The 16942-nt window shown below is 43.4% G+C and carries 13 protein-coding genes and 30 tRNA genes; 35 read left to right on the top strand and 8 right to left on the bottom strand.

What is annotated here, in order from left to right; all coding sequences use genetic code 11:
- Positions 1-41 precede the first annotated feature (41 nt).
- Complete coding sequence (locus V7K55_RS14935) at positions 42-173, bottom strand: hypothetical protein (protein WP_334832569.1); 132 nt, start codon at positions 171-173, stop codon at positions 42-44.
- Positions 174-292: 119 nt separating this feature from the next.
- On the bottom strand, positions 293-1795 hold the full coding sequence (locus V7K55_RS14940; RefSeq protein ID WP_334832571.1) for a hypothetical protein: 1503 nt from the start codon (positions 1793-1795) through the stop codon (positions 293-295).
- Positions 1796-2414: 619 nt separating this feature from the next.
- Between V7K55_RS14940 and V7K55_RS14945 the strand changes: the two genes are divergently transcribed.
- Together V7K55_RS14945 and V7K55_RS14950 are read left to right on the top strand one after the other, a co-directional pair.
- On the top strand, positions 2415-3110 hold the full coding sequence (locus V7K55_RS14945; protein ID WP_334832572.1) for an esterase/lipase family protein: 696 nt from the start codon (positions 2415-2417) through the stop codon (positions 3108-3110).
- A 136-nt stretch (positions 3111-3246) separates the two neighbouring features.
- Complete coding sequence (locus V7K55_RS14950) at positions 3247-3858, top strand: cytochrome b N-terminal domain-containing protein (protein ID WP_334832574.1); 612 nt, start codon at positions 3247-3249, stop codon at positions 3856-3858.
- Positions 3859-3888: 30 nt separating this feature from the next.
- On the opposite strand, the gene V7K55_RS14955 is transcribed toward V7K55_RS14950, so the two are convergent.
- The gene (locus V7K55_RS14955) at positions 3889-5808 is read right to left on the bottom strand and encodes a cation:proton antiporter (RefSeq protein WP_334832576.1); all 1920 of its coding nucleotides are present in this window, start codon (positions 5806-5808) and stop codon (positions 3889-3891) included.
- A 328-nt stretch (positions 5809-6136) separates the two neighbouring features.
- Between V7K55_RS14955 and V7K55_RS14960 the strand changes: the two genes are divergently transcribed.
- A tRNA-Glu gene (locus V7K55_RS14960) sits at positions 6137-6209 on the top strand.
- Positions 6210-6287: 78 nt separating this feature from the next.
- On the opposite strand, the gene V7K55_RS14965 is transcribed toward V7K55_RS14960, so the two are convergent.
- The 3 genes from V7K55_RS14965 to V7K55_RS14975 all read right to left on the bottom strand — a co-directional run bounded on the left by V7K55_RS14965 (position 6288) and on the right by V7K55_RS14975 (position 10142).
- Positions 6288-6896, bottom strand: a complete 609-nt coding sequence (locus tag V7K55_RS14965; RefSeq protein WP_334832578.1) for an SRPBCC family protein — start codon at positions 6894-6896, stop codon at positions 6288-6290.
- An 8-nt stretch (positions 6897-6904) separates the two neighbouring features.
- A complete protein-coding gene (locus tag V7K55_RS14970) occupies positions 6905-8923 on the bottom strand; it encodes a sensor histidine kinase (protein WP_334832579.1) in 2019 nt (672 codons plus the stop codon).
- 883 nt (positions 8924-9806) lie between these two features.
- Positions 9807-10142 carry a hypothetical protein gene (locus tag V7K55_RS14975; RefSeq protein WP_012409307.1) on the bottom strand — a complete coding sequence of 112 codons (336 nt, stop codon included), beginning with the start codon at positions 10140-10142 and terminating at the stop codon, positions 9807-9809.
- 436 nt (positions 10143-10578) lie between these two features.
- On the opposite strand from V7K55_RS14975, the gene V7K55_RS14985 reads away from it, so the two are divergent.
- Both V7K55_RS14985 and V7K55_RS14990 read left to right on the top strand, forming a co-directional pair.
- Positions 10579-11085, top strand: coding sequence for an HNH endonuclease (locus V7K55_RS14985; RefSeq protein WP_094332228.1), 507 nt, complete (start codon positions 10579-10581; stop codon positions 11083-11085).
- A 16-nt stretch (positions 11086-11101) separates the two neighbouring features.
- Entirely contained in the window at positions 11102-11491 is a 390-nt protein-coding gene (locus V7K55_RS14990) for an alr0857 family protein (protein WP_334832584.1), read from the top strand.
- 54 nt (positions 11492-11545) lie between these two features.
- On the opposite strand, the gene V7K55_RS14995 is transcribed toward V7K55_RS14990, so the two are convergent.
- Entirely contained in the window at positions 11546-12382 is an 837-nt protein-coding gene (locus V7K55_RS14995; RefSeq protein WP_334832586.1) for a polysaccharide deacetylase family protein, read from the bottom strand.
- A 195-nt stretch (positions 12383-12577) separates the two neighbouring features.
- Here V7K55_RS14995 and V7K55_RS15000 point away from each other — a divergent pair, with 195 nt between their 5' ends.
- From V7K55_RS15000 to V7K55_RS15145, 30 genes are all read left to right on the top strand, one after another.
- On the top strand, positions 12578-12772 hold the full coding sequence (locus tag V7K55_RS15000) for a hypothetical protein (protein WP_334832588.1): 195 nt from the start codon (positions 12578-12580) through the stop codon (positions 12770-12772).
- A gap of 121 nt (positions 12773-12893) precedes the next feature.
- A tRNA-Asp gene (locus V7K55_RS15005) sits at positions 12894-12967 on the top strand.
- A 4-nt stretch (positions 12968-12971) separates the two neighbouring features.
- Positions 12972-13048 (top strand) — tRNA-Glu (locus tag V7K55_RS15010).
- Positions 13049-13051: 3 nt separating this feature from the next.
- Positions 13052-13125, top strand: a tRNA-Cys gene (locus V7K55_RS15015).
- Positions 13126-13135: 10 nt separating this feature from the next.
- Positions 13136-13210: transfer RNA gene (locus V7K55_RS15020), tRNA-Ile, on the top strand.
- A 3-nt stretch (positions 13211-13213) separates the two neighbouring features.
- Positions 13214-13285, top strand: a tRNA-Trp gene (locus tag V7K55_RS15025).
- A 65-nt stretch (positions 13286-13350) separates the two neighbouring features.
- Positions 13351-13421 (top strand) — tRNA-Glu (locus V7K55_RS15030).
- An 8-nt stretch (positions 13422-13429) separates the two neighbouring features.
- A tRNA-Tyr gene (locus V7K55_RS15035) sits at positions 13430-13512 on the top strand.
- A 4-nt stretch (positions 13513-13516) separates the two neighbouring features.
- Positions 13517-13606: transfer RNA gene (locus V7K55_RS15040), tRNA-Ser, on the top strand.
- 4 nt (positions 13607-13610) lie between these two features.
- Positions 13611-13685 (top strand) — tRNA-Arg (locus V7K55_RS15045).
- A 20-nt stretch (positions 13686-13705) separates the two neighbouring features.
- Positions 13706-13779: transfer RNA gene (locus V7K55_RS15050), tRNA-Phe, on the top strand.
- Positions 13780-13785: 6 nt separating this feature from the next.
- Positions 13786-13860, top strand: a tRNA-Asn gene (locus V7K55_RS15055).
- A gap of 5 nt (positions 13861-13865) precedes the next feature.
- Positions 13866-13938 (top strand) — tRNA-Gln (locus V7K55_RS15060).
- 3 nt (positions 13939-13941) lie between these two features.
- Positions 13942-14017 (top strand) — tRNA-Gln (locus V7K55_RS15065).
- Positions 14018-14023: 6 nt separating this feature from the next.
- Positions 14024-14100 (top strand) — tRNA-Leu (locus tag V7K55_RS15070).
- Between the two features lie 6 nt (positions 14101-14106).
- Positions 14107-14181 (top strand) — tRNA-Leu (locus V7K55_RS15075).
- 4 nt (positions 14182-14185) lie between these two features.
- Positions 14186-14258 (top strand) — tRNA-Pro (locus V7K55_RS15080).
- Between the two features lie 3 nt (positions 14259-14261).
- A tRNA-Leu gene (locus tag V7K55_RS15085) sits at positions 14262-14335 on the top strand.
- Between the two features lie 6 nt (positions 14336-14341).
- Positions 14342-14418: transfer RNA gene (locus tag V7K55_RS15090), tRNA-Leu, on the top strand.
- 6 nt (positions 14419-14424) lie between these two features.
- A tRNA-Pro gene (locus V7K55_RS15095) sits at positions 14425-14497 on the top strand.
- A gap of 4 nt (positions 14498-14501) precedes the next feature.
- A tRNA-Leu gene (locus V7K55_RS15100) sits at positions 14502-14574 on the top strand.
- 10 nt (positions 14575-14584) lie between these two features.
- Positions 14585-14661: transfer RNA gene (locus V7K55_RS15105), tRNA-Met, on the top strand.
- An 8-nt stretch (positions 14662-14669) separates the two neighbouring features.
- Positions 14670-14742 (top strand) — tRNA-Thr (locus V7K55_RS15110).
- Between the two features lie 8 nt (positions 14743-14750).
- Positions 14751-14822 (top strand) — tRNA-Gly (locus V7K55_RS15115).
- 5 nt (positions 14823-14827) lie between these two features.
- Positions 14828-14903 (top strand) — tRNA-Val (locus V7K55_RS15120).
- A 6-nt stretch (positions 14904-14909) separates the two neighbouring features.
- Positions 14910-14983: transfer RNA gene (locus tag V7K55_RS15125), tRNA-Arg, on the top strand.
- A gap of 38 nt (positions 14984-15021) precedes the next feature.
- A tRNA-Ala gene (locus V7K55_RS15130) sits at positions 15022-15095 on the top strand.
- 6 nt (positions 15096-15101) lie between these two features.
- A tRNA-His gene (locus V7K55_RS15135) sits at positions 15102-15175 on the top strand.
- 7 nt (positions 15176-15182) lie between these two features.
- A tRNA-Ser gene (locus V7K55_RS15140) sits at positions 15183-15265 on the top strand.
- Between the two features lie 256 nt (positions 15266-15521).
- Positions 15522-15592, top strand: a tRNA-Lys gene (locus V7K55_RS15145).
- A 1-nt stretch (position 15593) separates the two neighbouring features.
- On the opposite strand, the gene nagZ is transcribed toward V7K55_RS15145, so the two are convergent.
- Entirely contained in the window at positions 15594-16682 is a 1089-nt protein-coding gene (nagZ, locus tag V7K55_RS15150) for a beta-N-acetylhexosaminidase (protein WP_334832590.1), read from the bottom strand.
- Between the last annotated feature and the right edge of the window lie 260 nt (positions 16683-16942).

Here is a 16942-nt window from a genome sequence, read left to right on the forward strand (position 1 = left end):
ACAAGAGCCAAGTCAGCGAGGAGCCGTGTGAGGTGAAAGTCTCATGCACGGTTCTGAAGACCAACGGGTCTGGTGACAGACTCGTTGAGTTTAATTTTTAACGGTTGAGGAATATCGTAAATGCTCAATGGCAAAATCTTGCTGAGTTGACGGCAAAAGTTCCAACGACACATTGAGAACGCCAATTATTCTGGAAACGCTCAGAAGTCTTCGGATTTGTAAGCGGAACGCACCCCAACTATAATCTCCGATTTAGCTGGGGTGCGTTCAATCCAAAATCACCAGTGGGTAATTATTTTTCTGAATTAGATTTTTCTCTGTTTTCCTTCACTTGGCGCAACCGTTCTACTAATTTTTGATCAGATTCGGTAGAGGGTGTAGACTCAATCTGATTGACTTTCGGCAGCACTAAGGGTTGCGAAGTAGTAGCTGCTGATGAAGGCGCGATCTGGTTATTTCTGATTGGGAGTTCAGATAATGGTTTGGGAGTAGCTGTCGGTGAGAACTGAGGCTGATTGCCATTGACTCCCGGTGCAGCTAATGGTTGAAGAGTACCTTTTGAAGAAGGCCTAGGCTGATTACTTCTGATTAGCAGATCGGGAAATGGTTTAGAAGTGGCTGCTGGTGAGGGGGTAAGCTTATTATTGATTCCTGGTGCAGATAGTTGAGTAGTCCCAGTGTTGTTTTGGAAACTTAGGTTAAATGGGTAGGAACTAATCTGTTTATCTCCCTTGGGGGATTGCTTATTGAAGTATTCCCTTGCTTTTAATTGCAATTCAGGAGAAATTAGCTTGTCTTGAAACTTTATATCTAAGACCTTACCATCACGATCCACTACTAATACCCCCAAAACAGCGCCTTCAAGATTTGGCTTATCCGTAGGTAATGTTTGACGAATGACTGGTTTTTGTTCAACGTTGGGGTATTCGTGCTGAACTTCTTTTCTCAGGTTTGCGTAGGAATCTAGCTGTGCAATTGCCAGATCAGTTCCTTTTCGAGATAAATTGGGTTCTGGTGATGTGCTTCCCCTCATTAAGGTTAAGCTATCCCCAGGTCTTGAAGCTTGTTTTAGAGAACTTATTAGCGAGTTTTGAGCAATTCTAAACCCATTATTACCCGACTGGATCGTTTGTGGAGTGGTATTTACCTGTGCTGTTGTAATGGGGTTAGTGTCAGAGAGGTTCGGAGATTGAGCATTTTGCAGAATATCATTAGGTATTTGCTGCGACTGCAATACTGGCAATGGCAATCTATTTACATCCAACGGCTTAGATACCTGGTATTTGGTATCACTGACATTCACACGAGGAACTGATGGAGAGAATTTGGGAGTGGTACTGAATTTAGAATTGTCAAATTTAGAGCCATCAAATCGCAAATTATCACTAGGAATCATCCGTAAAGTCTGTCTTGTAGGCACGGAGGAGACGCGATAGTTATTCGATGATTGGGGTAGCGGAGGCAGTACTAGCTGACTGCTAGATGGCGGTGCTGCCAATGGAGGCAATGTGCTTTGGGGGCTAAAGTTAGATGCAGAAAGTGGCGCTATTGGAGGAAGTTGTTGTAAACCAATTTGCGGGGTGCTTTGTGGCAAACGGCTTTGATCGGCTTGGCTCAATTCCAAAAGCCCAACGCTTTTTGATGATGCTGTATCTTTGGGTTGGCTAGAATCCATAGGCATCAATGGCACAATCATGGCGATCGCACCGTGGATGCCAAGAGAAGCTATAGCCGCTATCCCAATTGGCTGGCTTAAGACTTCTGGTATATTTTTAAACACGGAGACGTAAGACATAGCTGTTATCGTTCACTCGGCTCAGTTGCAGTTGACTAGCGATTTTCTCTTTCCGAACTATATTGCAAAATATCGCAATATACGCGTCCCTCTAAGGAAGTAATAATTTCCTCTCATGGCAATCAAAACGCCAAAATTGCCATTTATTCAGATTTGTAGTTGTTTAACGAGACTAAATCGGATCTTCAAATTTGAGCTTGCTAAAGAGGTATCTGAAAAATTACTACTTTTGATGTTCTATTTTTATGACGCACACAATTACAATTAATATCTGGGATCTTTATTAAAGTTTAAGTCAAGGTAAAAGTCTGAGTACATCAAAACATCTGCTAAAGCTGCCTTGTTTCTCTCCGCTTTTCCATTTAACTAGGCTTGCGTAACAGATGGCACATTTGCTTGTCTGAGCTAGTCCCTATGTGAAAATACTACCATATAAGCAGCCTCAAAACTGTTGCAAGTTGTACAATTTTCTTGACATTTTAGTTATAAACCCCACCAAAGCTATTTGGGCTTTTCTGATAAAGAGTTCAGTTGTGTGATCGCAATTATAGCTTTTGAATTCTGACTACTTCTTCATCAAAAAGTTTCAAACCCTCAATCATTGCATCCAAAATTCAAAATGCCGTTACCGACAGTTATTGTACCGGGATATCTAGAAAGCGCGATCGCTTACCGCCAACTAGAACAATCCTTACAAGAGTTAGATTTTCCCGCAATTACAGTACCACTGCGACGGCGCGACTGGCTACCCACTATTGGCGGAAGACCAGTAACACCGATTCTACAAAAACTTGACCTGACAATCAAGCATACATTACAGCAGTATAATGCTACTCAAGTTAACTTAATTGGTCACTCCGCCGGAGGTTGGATATCCCGCATCTACATGGGAGAAAACCCATATTGGGTAAGCAGTAACGCTAAACCCTCGCTCTGGAAAGCGCATCCTTTGGTTGCTACTCTCATCACCTTGGGTACACCCCATATTAGCCAAGAACGCTGGACACGCTCCAATCTAGATTTTGTCACCAATAACTACCCAGGAGCTTTTTACAAAAACGTTCGTTACATTTGTGTGGCGGGCAAAACTATCTTTGGACAAAGGCGGCGCGGTAGCTGGTTAGCTTACAGTAGTTACCAATTAACCTGCGGTAAAGGTAACACTTGGGGAGATGGAATCACACCAATTGAAGCTGCTCATTTGGAAGGCGCAGAAAATCTGGTAATTGAAGGTGTGAGACATTCTCCTAGAAGTCCTGGAATTTGGTATGGCTCACCAGAACCCTTAAAAGCTTGGGTGCAATATTTAATTTAAACCCCGTCTACCTTGAAAACCATAGTTTTTTGGAATTAGAGTAAAGCTCAGAACTCAAGCGAAGAACGAATATTAATATTTCTTAGTTAAAATGAGAAAAGAATAAATACCTAGTTAAGAACAGGAGGGGTGAGTCATGCAAAGCACCCAGTTCGATAAGATTATGCGACGAATAGCGACGATATTATCAGTCGTGATCCTTACTCTCTGCTTAATTTATGTCTCTACAGGAGTAATGCTTTCTTTTTACTATGAACCGACAGCAGGGGGTGCTTATAACTCATTGAAGATGATTAATACACAAGTACCTTATGGGTGGTTGTTTTGGAGAGCGCATGATATTGCTGGTAATGCGGTAATAGCGATCGCTCTGATGCAAATTGTAGTGATGTTTTTAGGTAGGCAATTTCGCAAGAGTTGGCTGGCTGCTTGGATTAGTGGGATTTTGTTAACCTTAAGTGCGATCGGGCTGAATTGGAGTGCCATGATTTTAGATTGGACTCAGTTAGGATACTGGCGTTTTAACATTGAGTTGGGAACTATCGAAGCTATTCCTTTGATTGGTGGACAACTGCGCGACATCCTAACTGGGGGTGGAGCGATTAACACAGTTACTGTCGAACACCTTTACACAATCCACACTTATCTAATTGCAGTGGCGACGCTACTTCTTGCCATAGTGCATTTATCTGCTTTACTGTGGCAAGAATCGCAAATGTATCAAGCTGATTGGGAAGTTAGGAGTTAAAAGTTATTCTCCTCTGCTCCCCCTGCCCCCTTATGCCCCAGGGGTGTCAGTAGTGAAAAGTTCAGATATTTTCGCCAGGGGGACTTCTTCAACTTCTGGTAGCTTTTCTAAAGAGAGGCGAGTAGATTGGTTAGCACCAGATAAGCGTTTTAAAAGCTTAGGTCTGGGATCGTACAACAAGTAGATAATGCGATCGCCAACTTCCCACTCGTATTTTACTGGCACTACCAGCAAGCGTTCTTCTCGTTCGATCAATAGCGGTATCAATGCCCCATCCTTAATCATTTCTTGGATCCGCTCATTTTGACTAGAAAATTCTGACTCAGTTAGGGTAGTTGTTCCTAACTTGACTCGCCCATCATTCAAATATTCATTCCAAGTCTTAATTGCTAAGTCTGGGATAAAAGCTTGATTAACTTTATTACTAACCGAGGTACTAGCTTGCGGATCGCGGGGGAAAACAGCTAAGACGCGCGGCGGATTAAACTCCTCAGATGCTCGTTGAGCTAAAACAAAATTTACCTCACCATTACTTGTCATAGCCAAAAAAGTACCCATAGAAGCAAGTTCTGCCTCTTCTAAAACAGCAGCATCTAGCCCACTGCTAGCAATCACCCGCAAATTTTGTGCCTCAGCTTGAACAAGACGTTGGGGGTCAGTATCAATCATGACCACGTTTTCTGCTCGTTCTTGAAAGAACCGGGCAATCAAAAGACTCAAAGGATTACAACCCACAATCACTATCCCAGTTGCATCTTTGGAAGTGATTCGCAGCCATTTAGCAAACCAACCAGCTGTTAGCCCTTGGCAGATAACAGTCATGATAATTGTCAAGAAGACTAGAGCTTTAATGGAATCACCGCCGTTAATGCCGCGCTGGGTTAGGGAAATTGCAAAAAATGACGCTATAGAAGCGGCAACAATTCCTCTTGGAGCAACCCAGCTTAAAAATAGTTTCTGTCGCCAATTTAGATCGCTGTTCCAGGTACACAAGAGAATATTAATCGGGCGAACGACAAACATTAGTACCAAAACAGTGAATAAACTACCCCAACCCAAAGCAAACACACTGGCAATGGATAAATCGGCAGCTAATAAGATAAATAGCACCGAGACACTGAGAATTGTTAGCTGACCCTTAAAGCTCCTTAACAGCCGTTCTTCTGGGACTGAGGAGTTAGCAAAGACTGCTCCGGCAACAACTGTTGTCATGACTCCCGATTCACTGCGGATAGTTTGCGATAAGGTAAACAGACCCCAAAGTATCGCCAACACCGCTAAGTTTTTTAGCTCGAATGACAGAAAATCAGCGCGTTTGAAAATCAAACTCATCAGATAACCGCCAGCACCACCAATTGCCGCACCAACACCCAGGCGTATGAGTAAACCGACGATCGCATTAATTGGATCGGCATCGCCGTTCAAAATTGTATCGAGGACAACGAAGGCAAGAATCGCTCCTACAGGGTCAATTAAAACCCCTTCTCCTTCCAAAAGTGTTGCTACTTGCCGATCTACATTGATTTGTTTGAGCAAAGGCCCAACCACGGTTGGGCCTGTCACCACAACGATGGAAGCGTAGAGAAAAGCTATGTTCCAAGGAAATTCACCCAGCCAGTGAGCAGCCATACTCCCACCAAGCAGTGTGATTAGCGTTCCTTGAGTGACCAGCAATTGTAAGCTGAGTGAAACTCTGCCTAACTCTCGCAGATCCAAATTAAGTCCGCCTTCAAACAAAATTATTGCAGTTGCGAGGGCGACAATAACTTCCAATCCAGGCCCTAGCAAATGGGGATGTAATAGCCCTATGCCATCAGAGCCAAACAAAATGCCTAACAGCAATAACAAGACGATGCCGGGTATGCGAAAGTATGCAGCCAGCACTTGAGCGCTAATGCCTGCAAAAACAGCGATCGCCATCTGTAAAGTAATTTCAAAAGATGCTTCCATGTTGGAGATTTTGAGCGATTTATTTCAAAATCTTTGGTAAAAAATCGTAGATATTAACTCTACAGGGTACAACATCATACCCTTTTGTCCTTGACAGAATGTACCGTTTTTTCTATCTGAACTTCTCTCTAAATTACCAGCGCCGGAGGCTGACCTACCCTGTGGCAAACCACAGGAGTATCTACGAAATTCTTTTTTTGTTTTCATCTCTTTGTATCCCTTTCAAGCTTTTACATCCATCCAGTTTAGCTGCCACAAACTTTTTTTCGCAAAAGCTGTTGACAACAGCCGGAAAATTAGTTAACTTATAAAAGGTCATGAGTCCAATGCCCCCATCGTCTAGAGGCCTAGGACACCTCCCTTTCACGGAGGTAACGGGGATTCGAATTCCCCTGGGGGTACTGAAAAAGTAGAAGCGTTTTTCTACGAGTTGATAAATGAAAACGGTCATTCAGAGACAATCCTGAATGACCGTTTAGTTATACATACGGTTCTTTACTAGCTAACTCTTCTACACGTTGGTGAATAGCCACAAGATTTAACCGTAAGTCTTTACTCAGGCGGTTTTCAATGATTCCTACTGGCATAGTGAGTTTCGGCCAAACTTGAATTGTGTAGCAAAGATTTGTTCCTACAAACTCACCAAGGGAATAAGGCTCTAAACACCAGCTACCAGAAAAGCCTTTAAAATCTCCCTCTACCATCCGAAAATTAATTTCTTTGGGGAAGCATTCTTCCAAATCCAGAACCACCCGCGCCGAAAAGTTGAAATTAAGCAAGCGCTGGGAGCCTACTTGCTCAAGTCTAATTCCACCATTGGGATGCTCAATTAGACGACTCTTGGCGAGGTTAGGGAGAAAGTCAGGTAAGGCTTCATAATCTGTCAGAACCTTCCAAATTTGTTCCACTGGTTGGGGGATTTGAACTTTGGCGCTGATTTGTCGCTGTCGCTCTGCTATTTTCTGAATTTGGACTTCTACTTTAGCTGCCAAAGCGACTAGATCAGCAGTTAAATCCCCTTCAAGATTGGTGTCATGACTAGGAGACTGGAAATCAGGGTTCTCTGTTGCGTTCTGTTCTTTAATCACGTTCAGAATTATGGTTTGCTTTCGTCAGAAAATTGGGGCAGAGTCAGGGTAAAGCAAATTTCGCTCTGTTCAGAATCCGATATTGGGAGACTCTCAACTGCGATCGCTCCATTCAAATGCTGCACTAAAGACTTGACTAGAGCAAGTCCCAAGCCAGTCCCTGGAGTCCAGCGCCCTTTTCCGCGACGGAACTTGTCAAAGATGTAGGTTGCTTCTTCTTCGGAGATGGCGTGTCCTGTATTCGTCACCTTTATGATAACTCGATCGATTTGTTGATCGACTCGGTGAACAGCTTCTAAATGGACGGTGGTATCATGCTGCGAATATTTACAGGCATTAGTTAACAACTCTTGCAGGATGCGGTCAAAACTCTCCAGTTCAGTTTGCAGTTTTAGCGATTTCTCTGGTAAATCTACAGAAATCTTTAATCCCTTCTCTGCGAGTTTTTTCTCGAAAGATGATGCTATGGACTGGATTCTAGCATTTAAATCTATAGATTCTAATTGTGGAGCTTCGTGAGGCGACTCTAGTTTCTGGAGTGTCAACAAGTCATTAATTAAGTTGATTTCCTTTGTGCATTCCTGCTCTAGGATATCCATGTATCTAACTTGACGTTCTGGTGCGATTCCTGGCAAACGTAAGTTCCGAATGGACATCAGCATATTTGTCAAAGGATAACGCAAGCGATCGCTCATGTTGCTCAAAAATTCATCTTTGAGTTCATTGAGTTTTTGCAGCTGATCAACATACTGCCGGGTTTTTTCTTGCATTTTTCTCTGGAGTTCCAGACTACTCTGGAGTTTCGCCGTCCGCTCATCTACCAAAGTTTGCACTTGGCGCAATGTCTGTGACTGAATTATGGCGTTACTGACTTGAGCGCACACCATTTCTACAAGTTCTAATTCTGGTGTTTGCCAGATGCGAGTAGTAGCTTGCTGTAGCACCAAAAATCCTAAGATTTTACCTTGACTTTCTAATGGCACTAATAAGACCCCAGGCAATTGCTCTATTACAAATAATGGAGCAGCTGCCGAGGTATCATTTTGCTCTGTATAGTTATCGAAAATGACTGCTTTTCCAGAATCTATGAATGGACGCTGGCATAAACTACATTCTGAAACCAAAAAAGACTGATCTACTAAGGTATCTGGTTTAGTAGTCCGGGAAATTTGTGCTGCCTTAGCCCATTCACCAACCACTCTCGCTTTCGCTTTCGGAACTTGTTTTTTACCTTGAGTCCTAAATAATGGATCGGTATATTTTAGTAATATCAGTAAACCCCGATCTGCCTGTAGAGATTCGGCAGTAGAGGCAATAACTAACTGGAGCATTTGATTAAGCTCCAAGTTGCTGCGATTCAATAATGTTAATTGCTTGATCAAGCTTTGATACTGATCGCCTTTTTGCAGATACTGTTGTTGATAAGTAATTAGTTTAGCTTGCGCCACTTGCGAAAAAGCGATCGCACAAGCAGACTCCACTTCTTTGAGCAATTGTTTTTCTGATTCACTCCAATCATAAGGTTGGAATTTAATCAGATTAATCACCCCATTATTATTTTCACCAAACCTGGTGGGAATTGCCAAAACCGCTTTTATGGGTAGCGGTAAATACTGACAGCCAATTACCAGACTATTCTGAACGATCGAAATGTCTTCAATAGTCAATGGTTCAGCAGCACATTGCAGCACTGGCGAGTGCATAAGCAACTGTTCCATCGAAAACATTTCTTCTGGATGTGGCAACCCTAGATACTCATTAGCACACCAACTAATAGTAGTTGCTTCATCGGATGTATCACCCGTTACTGAAACCAAACAGCAACAATCTACCTGAAAAGCAGATCCTAGCAATTGGGCAATATCTTGCAACATCAATGCCGTAGCGGAGGTATTGGCGATGATTTGGTTAATCTTTTGTACCAGGCGGGCAGTTTCTTCCTGATGCTGCATCAGCTTGACTTGGTAAGTTTGTAGTCGATCTACGTCATCTAAGTATTGTGGCGGCGACCATAAAGGCTTTTTCATTCTTGGCACGCCCTCGGATAATAAACCCATTGTTTTTGCACCCAACCCTTTGGCATATTCTTCACCGTTAGTTGTGTTGCGACACCTTCATAATTGGCAAATTTTATATGAATACTTTCTCTCACCTGTTATAGCCCTTTTCTTTGGCAGATGGCCAAATTCCCGCTATATAAAGCAAATTGCTACATAGGTAATGAGATACTTAGGATACTCTAAAATGACTTAGCCTGATTATTTTTGGCTGCTTTATCTTCTTTAAATTTAGATAATTAACTAACTTCGACTCAGAATATCCTGTCTGTAAGTATACATAAACCGTAATTTCTCTGGAATATCAGGGTAATTCCCCAGTCATAACCGTAATAACACTGAATATATTTTAATGACTTTGTAAAATTTTGTTTTTATTTTAATCCTTTAGCCAGCCATCCTTATGATCTGTATTGCTCTCAATCAAATATAACTAAGCCGGAGCATCAAACCAATTTTTGATTTTGGATTGAAAGAGAATACTGCCTTCCTTACAGGACGAAGTTTGGGGCATGAACTAAAAAATCTAAAATTCGTAGTAAAACCAAATTTCCTTTTATAAGCTACAAATCTTAACAAAAAGTTCTACTGATTGGAGAAAATAAAGCTTAATTCTGAATGCAGCCCAATTATTCAGTAATAAGACTTACGCACTGAAAAATTGAAACCTCGTTTGCGTAGCCCACTCCCCCTAACAAACGACAATTGCTCCACTCAGAGATATTCAAGTGGAGCAATTGACTTCCCTTAAAAAGCGGGAATCTGAAAGAGCCAACTTTTTAAGAGGGTTAGGGCAACTCTTGTGCGTAAGTCCTAAATAAAATAACTAGGTTGCACTGCCTGAATATTAAGACTATCCAGCTAAACTCTCGACACTCAGAGGAACCATATCGCCATTCCTCGTTAGTCCTAACAACATCGGTTCTTGGGGTTGAATTAGTTGACCTGTGAGTACACAGCGTTCTTCTTGCTGCGCGGTGGCAGCTATGCTAGCTCGAATGTCCGCTCGCGAAAATCGAGGCTTCCATTCACCTGATTTTTGCTGGACATAATTCCACAGGATATCTCGAATCAGAGCTTGATATCCCTGATTCCCAGCTATTTCTTTGAGCTTATCTTTGAGTTCGCGCTCTAAGCGGATGCTGGTAACTTCCATATCGGTGGTTGGGGTGCGGGCGATCGTATGCATCACTATTTCTCCTTGAAACTATAGACAGGATAGTAATACAAGTGTAGTATGTTTAAAGGAATGTTCAATAGGTGAAATTTTCTGTGAAATCCATTTGCCCCATCTCTACTTCAATTTTGTGCCTTACCAATTGCCGAGCCAGTTGGGAATCAGCTGCTATGGGAGTGGAGTATTTATTTATGGGCGATGGCGGCCAAAATTATGGGCAAATCACAGAGGGTAATTATGATTTCAGACATCTCAGCATAAGTGGGTTGATTGCAAAACCACAACTAGATGAAGAAAGCGGGGGGTACAGGCAAAGGAATACTGTACCGATATGAGACCAGAAAATTTTCCGGTCAATTCTAACCCCCGCTTCACCCAAACAGGAAGCGGGGGTTTTTTTATAAGGAGTGAAGCTGTGACGATATCTCCAATGCGCGGCGCGAACGCAATGCAAGTGTTAGAGCAATCTGTGGTGGTGTTTTCTCAAAATTACTTGCCACTGTGTCAGATCAATATTAAACGGGCGATTGTGCTGTTAGTAACCAATAAAGCTCAACCGTTAGGTTTGACCACAGAAGGCGGATGGCGAGTTCACTCACCCAACTTGGTAGTTGATGTACCAAAACACATTCGCTTAACGATCGCTTCTAATGAGCGGATGTGGAAAGTTCCACCAGTGAATCGAAAGGAAGTGTTGCGGCGAGATCGTTACAGTTGCCAATATTGCGGTACTGGCAAACATCTAACGCTAGATCATGTGATGCCGCGTTCTAAAGGCGGTTCTCACACTTGGGATAACGTAGTTACAGCTTGTGAGAGATGTAACTCCCGTAAAGGCGATCGCACCCTGTTTGAATCTGGTATGCAATTACGTACCAAACCAAAAGCGCCAATTCACCCCGCGATTTCTTTTGCCGAACAGTTTTGGATAGATATGCAAGGAAGCCTGGAATAGCAGGAGAGCATAAGGAATGCTGAAATTAACTTACACTGAAAGCAGTTTTGATTTGGAACGTGTCACTCTGTCGCTAGAAGAATGGGTAGCGCAGCGAGTGATTTTGGCCCTGCGAGTTGGGCAAAGTTTGTGCATTGAACCCAGTACCGCTTCCTTTTTGCTTCCTGTTGATTTGCCAGGAGTAGAAGTGCTTGAGGTTGAGGTAAAAAGAGGTGACAGAGAAATCATTGCCCTCTGTACCTGCGATACTCAATACATGGAAGTCACTCTGCAAGGTTCTTGGCTATCAGATAGTTCTAAGGATGCTGTCGGTGTGTTTTTCACCACGATGAGCGATCGCGCTGAGTTCTTTTTGCACAAACTTTGGCAGGAAGCTCAAGCTTGTGCTTCTGTGATGAGCGAATAAACGATTTTGGATTTTGGAACAATCCAAAATCTAAAATTCCGTGAGGATAATTTCTCACTGCGCCATTTTGAGCAATTCGGGAATTGTCACAAATCGGTAGCCTTGCTTTTTGAGTCCACTAATGATTTGTGGCAAAGCTTCTACAGTTCTGTGGCGATCGCCACCACCGTCGTGCATCAAAACAATAGAACCTGGTTTCGCGCCTTTCAAGACATTATTTACAAATGCTTGCGGTTTGGCGTGAGGGTCAGTATCAGCTGAAGTTAGCGACCACATAATGACAGCATCCTTCTGGCTTTTAGCATAAGCGGCTAGTCCGTTGTTTAAAAAGCCTCCAGGAGGACGAAACAGAGCAGTTTTCACCCCTGTAGTTTTGTATATCAGGTCAGATGTGCGATCGATTTCACTTTTAGCTGTAGCTTCATCCATCTGCCGATACCAATGATGCCAAGTATGGTTGCCTATGGCGTGTCCCTCGGCTACCTCTTGCTTTGCTAGGTCAGGATTTGCTTGTAATGCTTGTCCTACCCAAAAGAATGTCACTTTAACATCATTTTGCTTGAGGATATCTAGCATTTGTAAGGTTGTCTTTGGCCAAGGCCCATCATCAATGCTTAGAGCAATAACCTTTTCGTTGCTGCTGAGTGGAACCTTATAAACTGTTTTTCCTTGAAATTTAGCTGGGACTGTAAATATAGCGTTTTCTACTTTGACTGATGGCGGTAGTTGAGCTTTTGCAGGATCTTGAACTTGTGCAGTATGGCTTTTGCTCGCTGGCTGGTTCAACCCCGATTGTGGGGAAGTGCCAGGGGCAATACTACAAGCTGTAATCGTAGAGGCGATCGCGACAAAACTAATTATCTTTTGTCGCTTGAGGTAGTTGTCTGTCACGTCAGGCTTTTAAAAACTCACCCAATCATAAGCTGTAGTTTGACTTTTAAGAGGCGTGAGCAAGTTCAAATCTAAGTGCAGAAGCTTTTTTAGACAATTTCAAAAAAACTTTCTCAAACCCCTTGACACCTCTTGTAGTATTTCGTAGTATATTTGTAGTGAGGCGAAAGACAAAGCTTCGCAAGGGTCAAAGTAATGTTCTACATACAACTCAAACAGAGGTGCTGGAATCAACCAGAGTCTCCAGTCATAAAAGCCGCTTCTACTTGTAAACCATCTGAAGTAGAGGCAATCAAACAAAAAAGTTTTAAGTTTGCACTCAGTAAAACTACAGAATACATCCGTAATACACAACAGGCTTGCTACCTAGGATTTCGGTTGTTTTCCTAACAGTTTCTAATAGTAAAAAGTAACCTTTCTGAACCTTGAAAACTGAATAATAAATGGGCAAGTTCACCAACAAAAACATGTGCCTAAAAATCTAAAATTTTAGGCACAGATTCCAAAAAATCGGGGTGTAGCTCAACTGGCTAGAGCGTTCCGTTGTCTGCGGAAATGTTGCGGGTTCAAATCCCGTCACCCTGGTTGCAGTCCTGTAGGCGAATAGTTTAAGCCGTCAGCCTCTCAAGCTGAAGATTGCGAGTGCGAATCTCGTCGGGACTCCCAAATGGTCAGGTAGCCAAGTGGTTGAAGGCGTTGGTCTGCAAAACTGATTAGCGCGGGTTCAAATCCCGCCCTGACCTCTGGTGCGATCGCAGTGTAGCTTAATGGTAAAGCCCCTGGCTCATAACCTGGTATATGCGGGTTCAAGTCCCGCCACTGCCACCAAATGCAGGGATGGTGTAACGGCAACACCTCGTGACTCCAAATCCGATGTTCTAGGTTCAAATCCTAGTCCCTGTGTCAGACAATTTTGAATTTTAGGTTTTAGATTTTAGATTAAAAAATTTAAAATTCAGCAAATTATGCCCTCGTGGACAAATGGTTAAGTCAGTGTTCTTTCAAAGCACAGATGCGAGTTCAATTCTCGTCGAGGGAATGATTTATGGGTCGGTGGCCGAGTCTGGCTGAAGGCGACAGTCTGTAAAACTGTTCTTTTTTGCGCGCAGGTTCAAATCCTGTTCGACCCACTATGGAGAGGTGGCTGAGTGGCTAAAAGCGTCCTCCTGCTAAGAGGAAACGGTTAGTTAATACCCGTCGCAGGTTCAAATCCTGTTCTCTCCGTTTTGAGAGTGTGGTGTAACTGGATAACATCTCAGTCTACGAAACTGAAGATTTGAGGGTTCAAATCCCTCCGCTCTCGTCATCATCTCTTCTCCTTATCCCCCGGTAGCTCAGTTGGTAGTAGCGCCTGTCTGAAGAACAGGAGGTCGTCGGTTCGATTCTGACCTGGGGGGCTTCGTTGCCTCATAGCTCAATGGTAGAGCAAGCGGCTGTTAACCGCGCGGTTGTAGGTTCGAGTCCTACTGAGGCAGCCATTCATTGCCGGGTGGACGAATTGGTAAGTCGCATCGCTCTGAACGATGAGGTTGCAGGTTCAAACCCTGCCCTGGCAATAAAGCCCTGTGGTGTAATTGGCAACATAACGCCCTTTGAAGGCGAAGATTCCAGGTTCGACCCCTGGTGGGGCTGCCAAACTCTGCTCTTGTAGCCCAACTGTCAGAGGCTGCCGTCTCAAAAACGGTATGTTGTGGGTTCAATTCCCACCAAGAGTACCAAAACTTGCTCCTGTAGCCCAATTGGAAGAGGTGGCAGACTTAAAATCTGTTTAGTTGTGGGTTCGACTCCCACCAGGAGTACTAACGGGATGTAATTCAGTGGCCAGAAGCCATGCTTTGGGAGCATGGAGTCGCAGGTTCAAATCCTGCCATCCCGATATGCCCCTGTGACGGAACTGGCATACGTGCTGGAATCAGAGTTCAGATTTTGCAGGTTCAAATCCTGTCAGGGGTACTCAATGCTCTCGTGGCGGAACGGAAGACGCACTAGACCGAGGATCTAGTTTTTTGCAGGTTCAAATCCTGTCGAGAGTACCAAAATATCTGGGTGTAGCGCAGTTGGGAGCGCGGGAGTTTCGGGAACTCCAGGACACAGGTTTAATCCGTGTCACTCAGATTTTGCCCTTGTAGCCCAATGGAAGAGGCGCTTCGCTTAGAACGAAGAGGTTGCTGGTTCAAATCCAGTCAGGGGTATTGGTGAATATGCGGGGATAGAGCAACGGTGGCTCGTCAGGCTCATAACCTGAACATCAGCAGGTTCGACTCCTGCCCCCGTCACCAAAATTAGTGCTGGTGTAGCTCAATTGGCAGAGCAACTGACTTGTAATCAGTAGGTTGCAGGTTCAATTCCTGTTACCAGCTTGATTGATGCGGGTGTGATGTAATCGGTAGCATCTGAGTACGCCATACTCAGTGCGTGGGTTCAAGTCCCTCCACTCGCTTGCGTAGTCCTGTAACTCAATTGGTAGAGTGTCTTCCTTACAAGAAGAATGTCGCAGGTTCAATTCCTGCCAGGACTACCAAATCTTGGGAGTGTAGCTCAATGGAATAGAGCTTCGAGCTTCTACCTCGAAAGTTGTAGGTTCAAGTCCTACCACTCCCGCTTGAAAATGTCTTTAATTTTGAATTTTGAATTTTTATGGGGTCATAGCTCAAATGGCTAGAGCGCCTGCCTTGCAAGCAGGAGGTTATGGGTTCAATTCCCATTGATTCCATTGATGGTGTCTGAAGCCAAAGTGGTCGAGGCGCTGGTTTGTGGAACCAGTAATAGCCGGTTCAAGTCCGGTCAGACACCCCTCAATGGAAGATGCTGCTGAATGGACAGCAACTGGTCTTGAAAACCAGAGTATGGGCAACTGTAGGGGTTCGATTCCTCCATCTTCCTTTTTTCCACCTGAAGCCGAAAAGTGAGGCGCTGTGCTGATAACACAGAAATAGGAGGGGCAGGACCTCCCAGGTGGATTTATATCTAGTGGTCTGTTAAACCCATTTTGACTGACGGTTGGAGAGACGCGATAAATCGCCGTCTCTACAGAAAATTTATTCGTCAATTATTTCTTGACAGACTACTGGTGTTTGTGTTGATGGGCTTGCGATGTAAAAAATATCCGATCGCACCAACTCATTTTTTAAATTAACTAGGGTGGTTGGCATACCGGCTGTGCAGCGAGCTTTTAACTCGCAGAAATAGGTTCGACCCCTATACCACCCATTTATGAATAGCAACTAGCGATCGCCAGTTCACTATGTCGCAATAATACATTTTTATCCAAAACTTCTACGGAATATTGTGGTGTTATTGCCAGTAGTTTATCAATTCTTTCTCTGGATGCTTCCACTACTGATTCGTCTAAACTACCCTTGCTGAGGGATTGGACGAAATCTTCAGCAATCTGATAGGTTCTTTCAAGAGATGATGAATTAATATTGCGCGAAACAATAAACAAGTCGCAACCTGCATGAAGCGATCGCGCCACAGTACCAGCTTTCATAAACATATCTGAGATCGCTTTCATATCCAAATCGTCAGATACAACTACTCCTTTAAAGCCAAGTTCCTCTCTGAGTATGGTTTTGAGGATAGCCTCGGAAAGGGTTGCTGGCACATCAGCATCTATTCTGGGAAATAAGATATGGGCAGTCATAATTAAAGGAATCTGGACTTCGATTAGGGCTTTGAAAGGTACGAGTTCTCGAAGTCGCAGGTCTTCTAAAGTTAAATTTAGTATTGGTAGCTCAATGTGAGAGTCTTTGCTGGTGTCTCCATGTCCAGGGAAGTGTTTGGCGCATCCCAAAATTCCTGATTCTTGAAGTCCAAGGTAGTAGTCACGGGCATATTTTGCAGCGATTTCGGGAGTATTACCAAAGGCGCGAGGGCCAATCACAGGATTGTTGGGATGGGAAAAAACATCTGCTACAGGTGCCCAAGATAAATTAATTCCCAGTGATTTTAGTTCTACTGCTGTGGCTTTTGCTACTTCGGGGGCGTGCGATCGCAGCAACAACGCATGAGGAAATCGCGTAATCGGCATTGGTGTGCGAATGACACGCCCTCCTTCATGATCCAGAGTTAGAAACATCGAATCACGTTCAGTATATTCTCGTATCTGACTGTTTAAATACTTGAAGCTTTCTAGCCAAACTTGATATGGACTGCCATCCAAAAAGTTTTTAGCAAAAAATATCACCCCAATCGGCTTTAATTCACTGAGTGCGCGTTTATCATCATCGCTTAATATCGTGCCAGAAATCCCTAGAATCAGATGATGTCCAAAGCGTTTTAATTCCTGCGATCCACTCATAATTTTTTACCTAACTGAGTTTTTTAATAGCAGTCTATAACCAGTTCACTAGATATTTTCTCAGATCGGATACACAGATTTGAAAAGAAATCAACTACTTTTGATATTAGATATTTTAAGTCAAAGGAATTACTTTGATTTCCCGAAATTTCCTACACGTAAATTTAGATAAAATATTCGCCAAAACCTATTGCTAATAATGGTGTTGGTAATTTTGCTAGGCAAGTGTATGTAGGGAAAATTCCCTTGGGCAAAAGTTT

The organism is Nostoc sp. (assembly GCF_036919895.1).
Taxonomy (GTDB): domain Bacteria; phylum Cyanobacteriota; class Cyanobacteriia; order Cyanobacteriales; family Nostocaceae; genus Nostoc.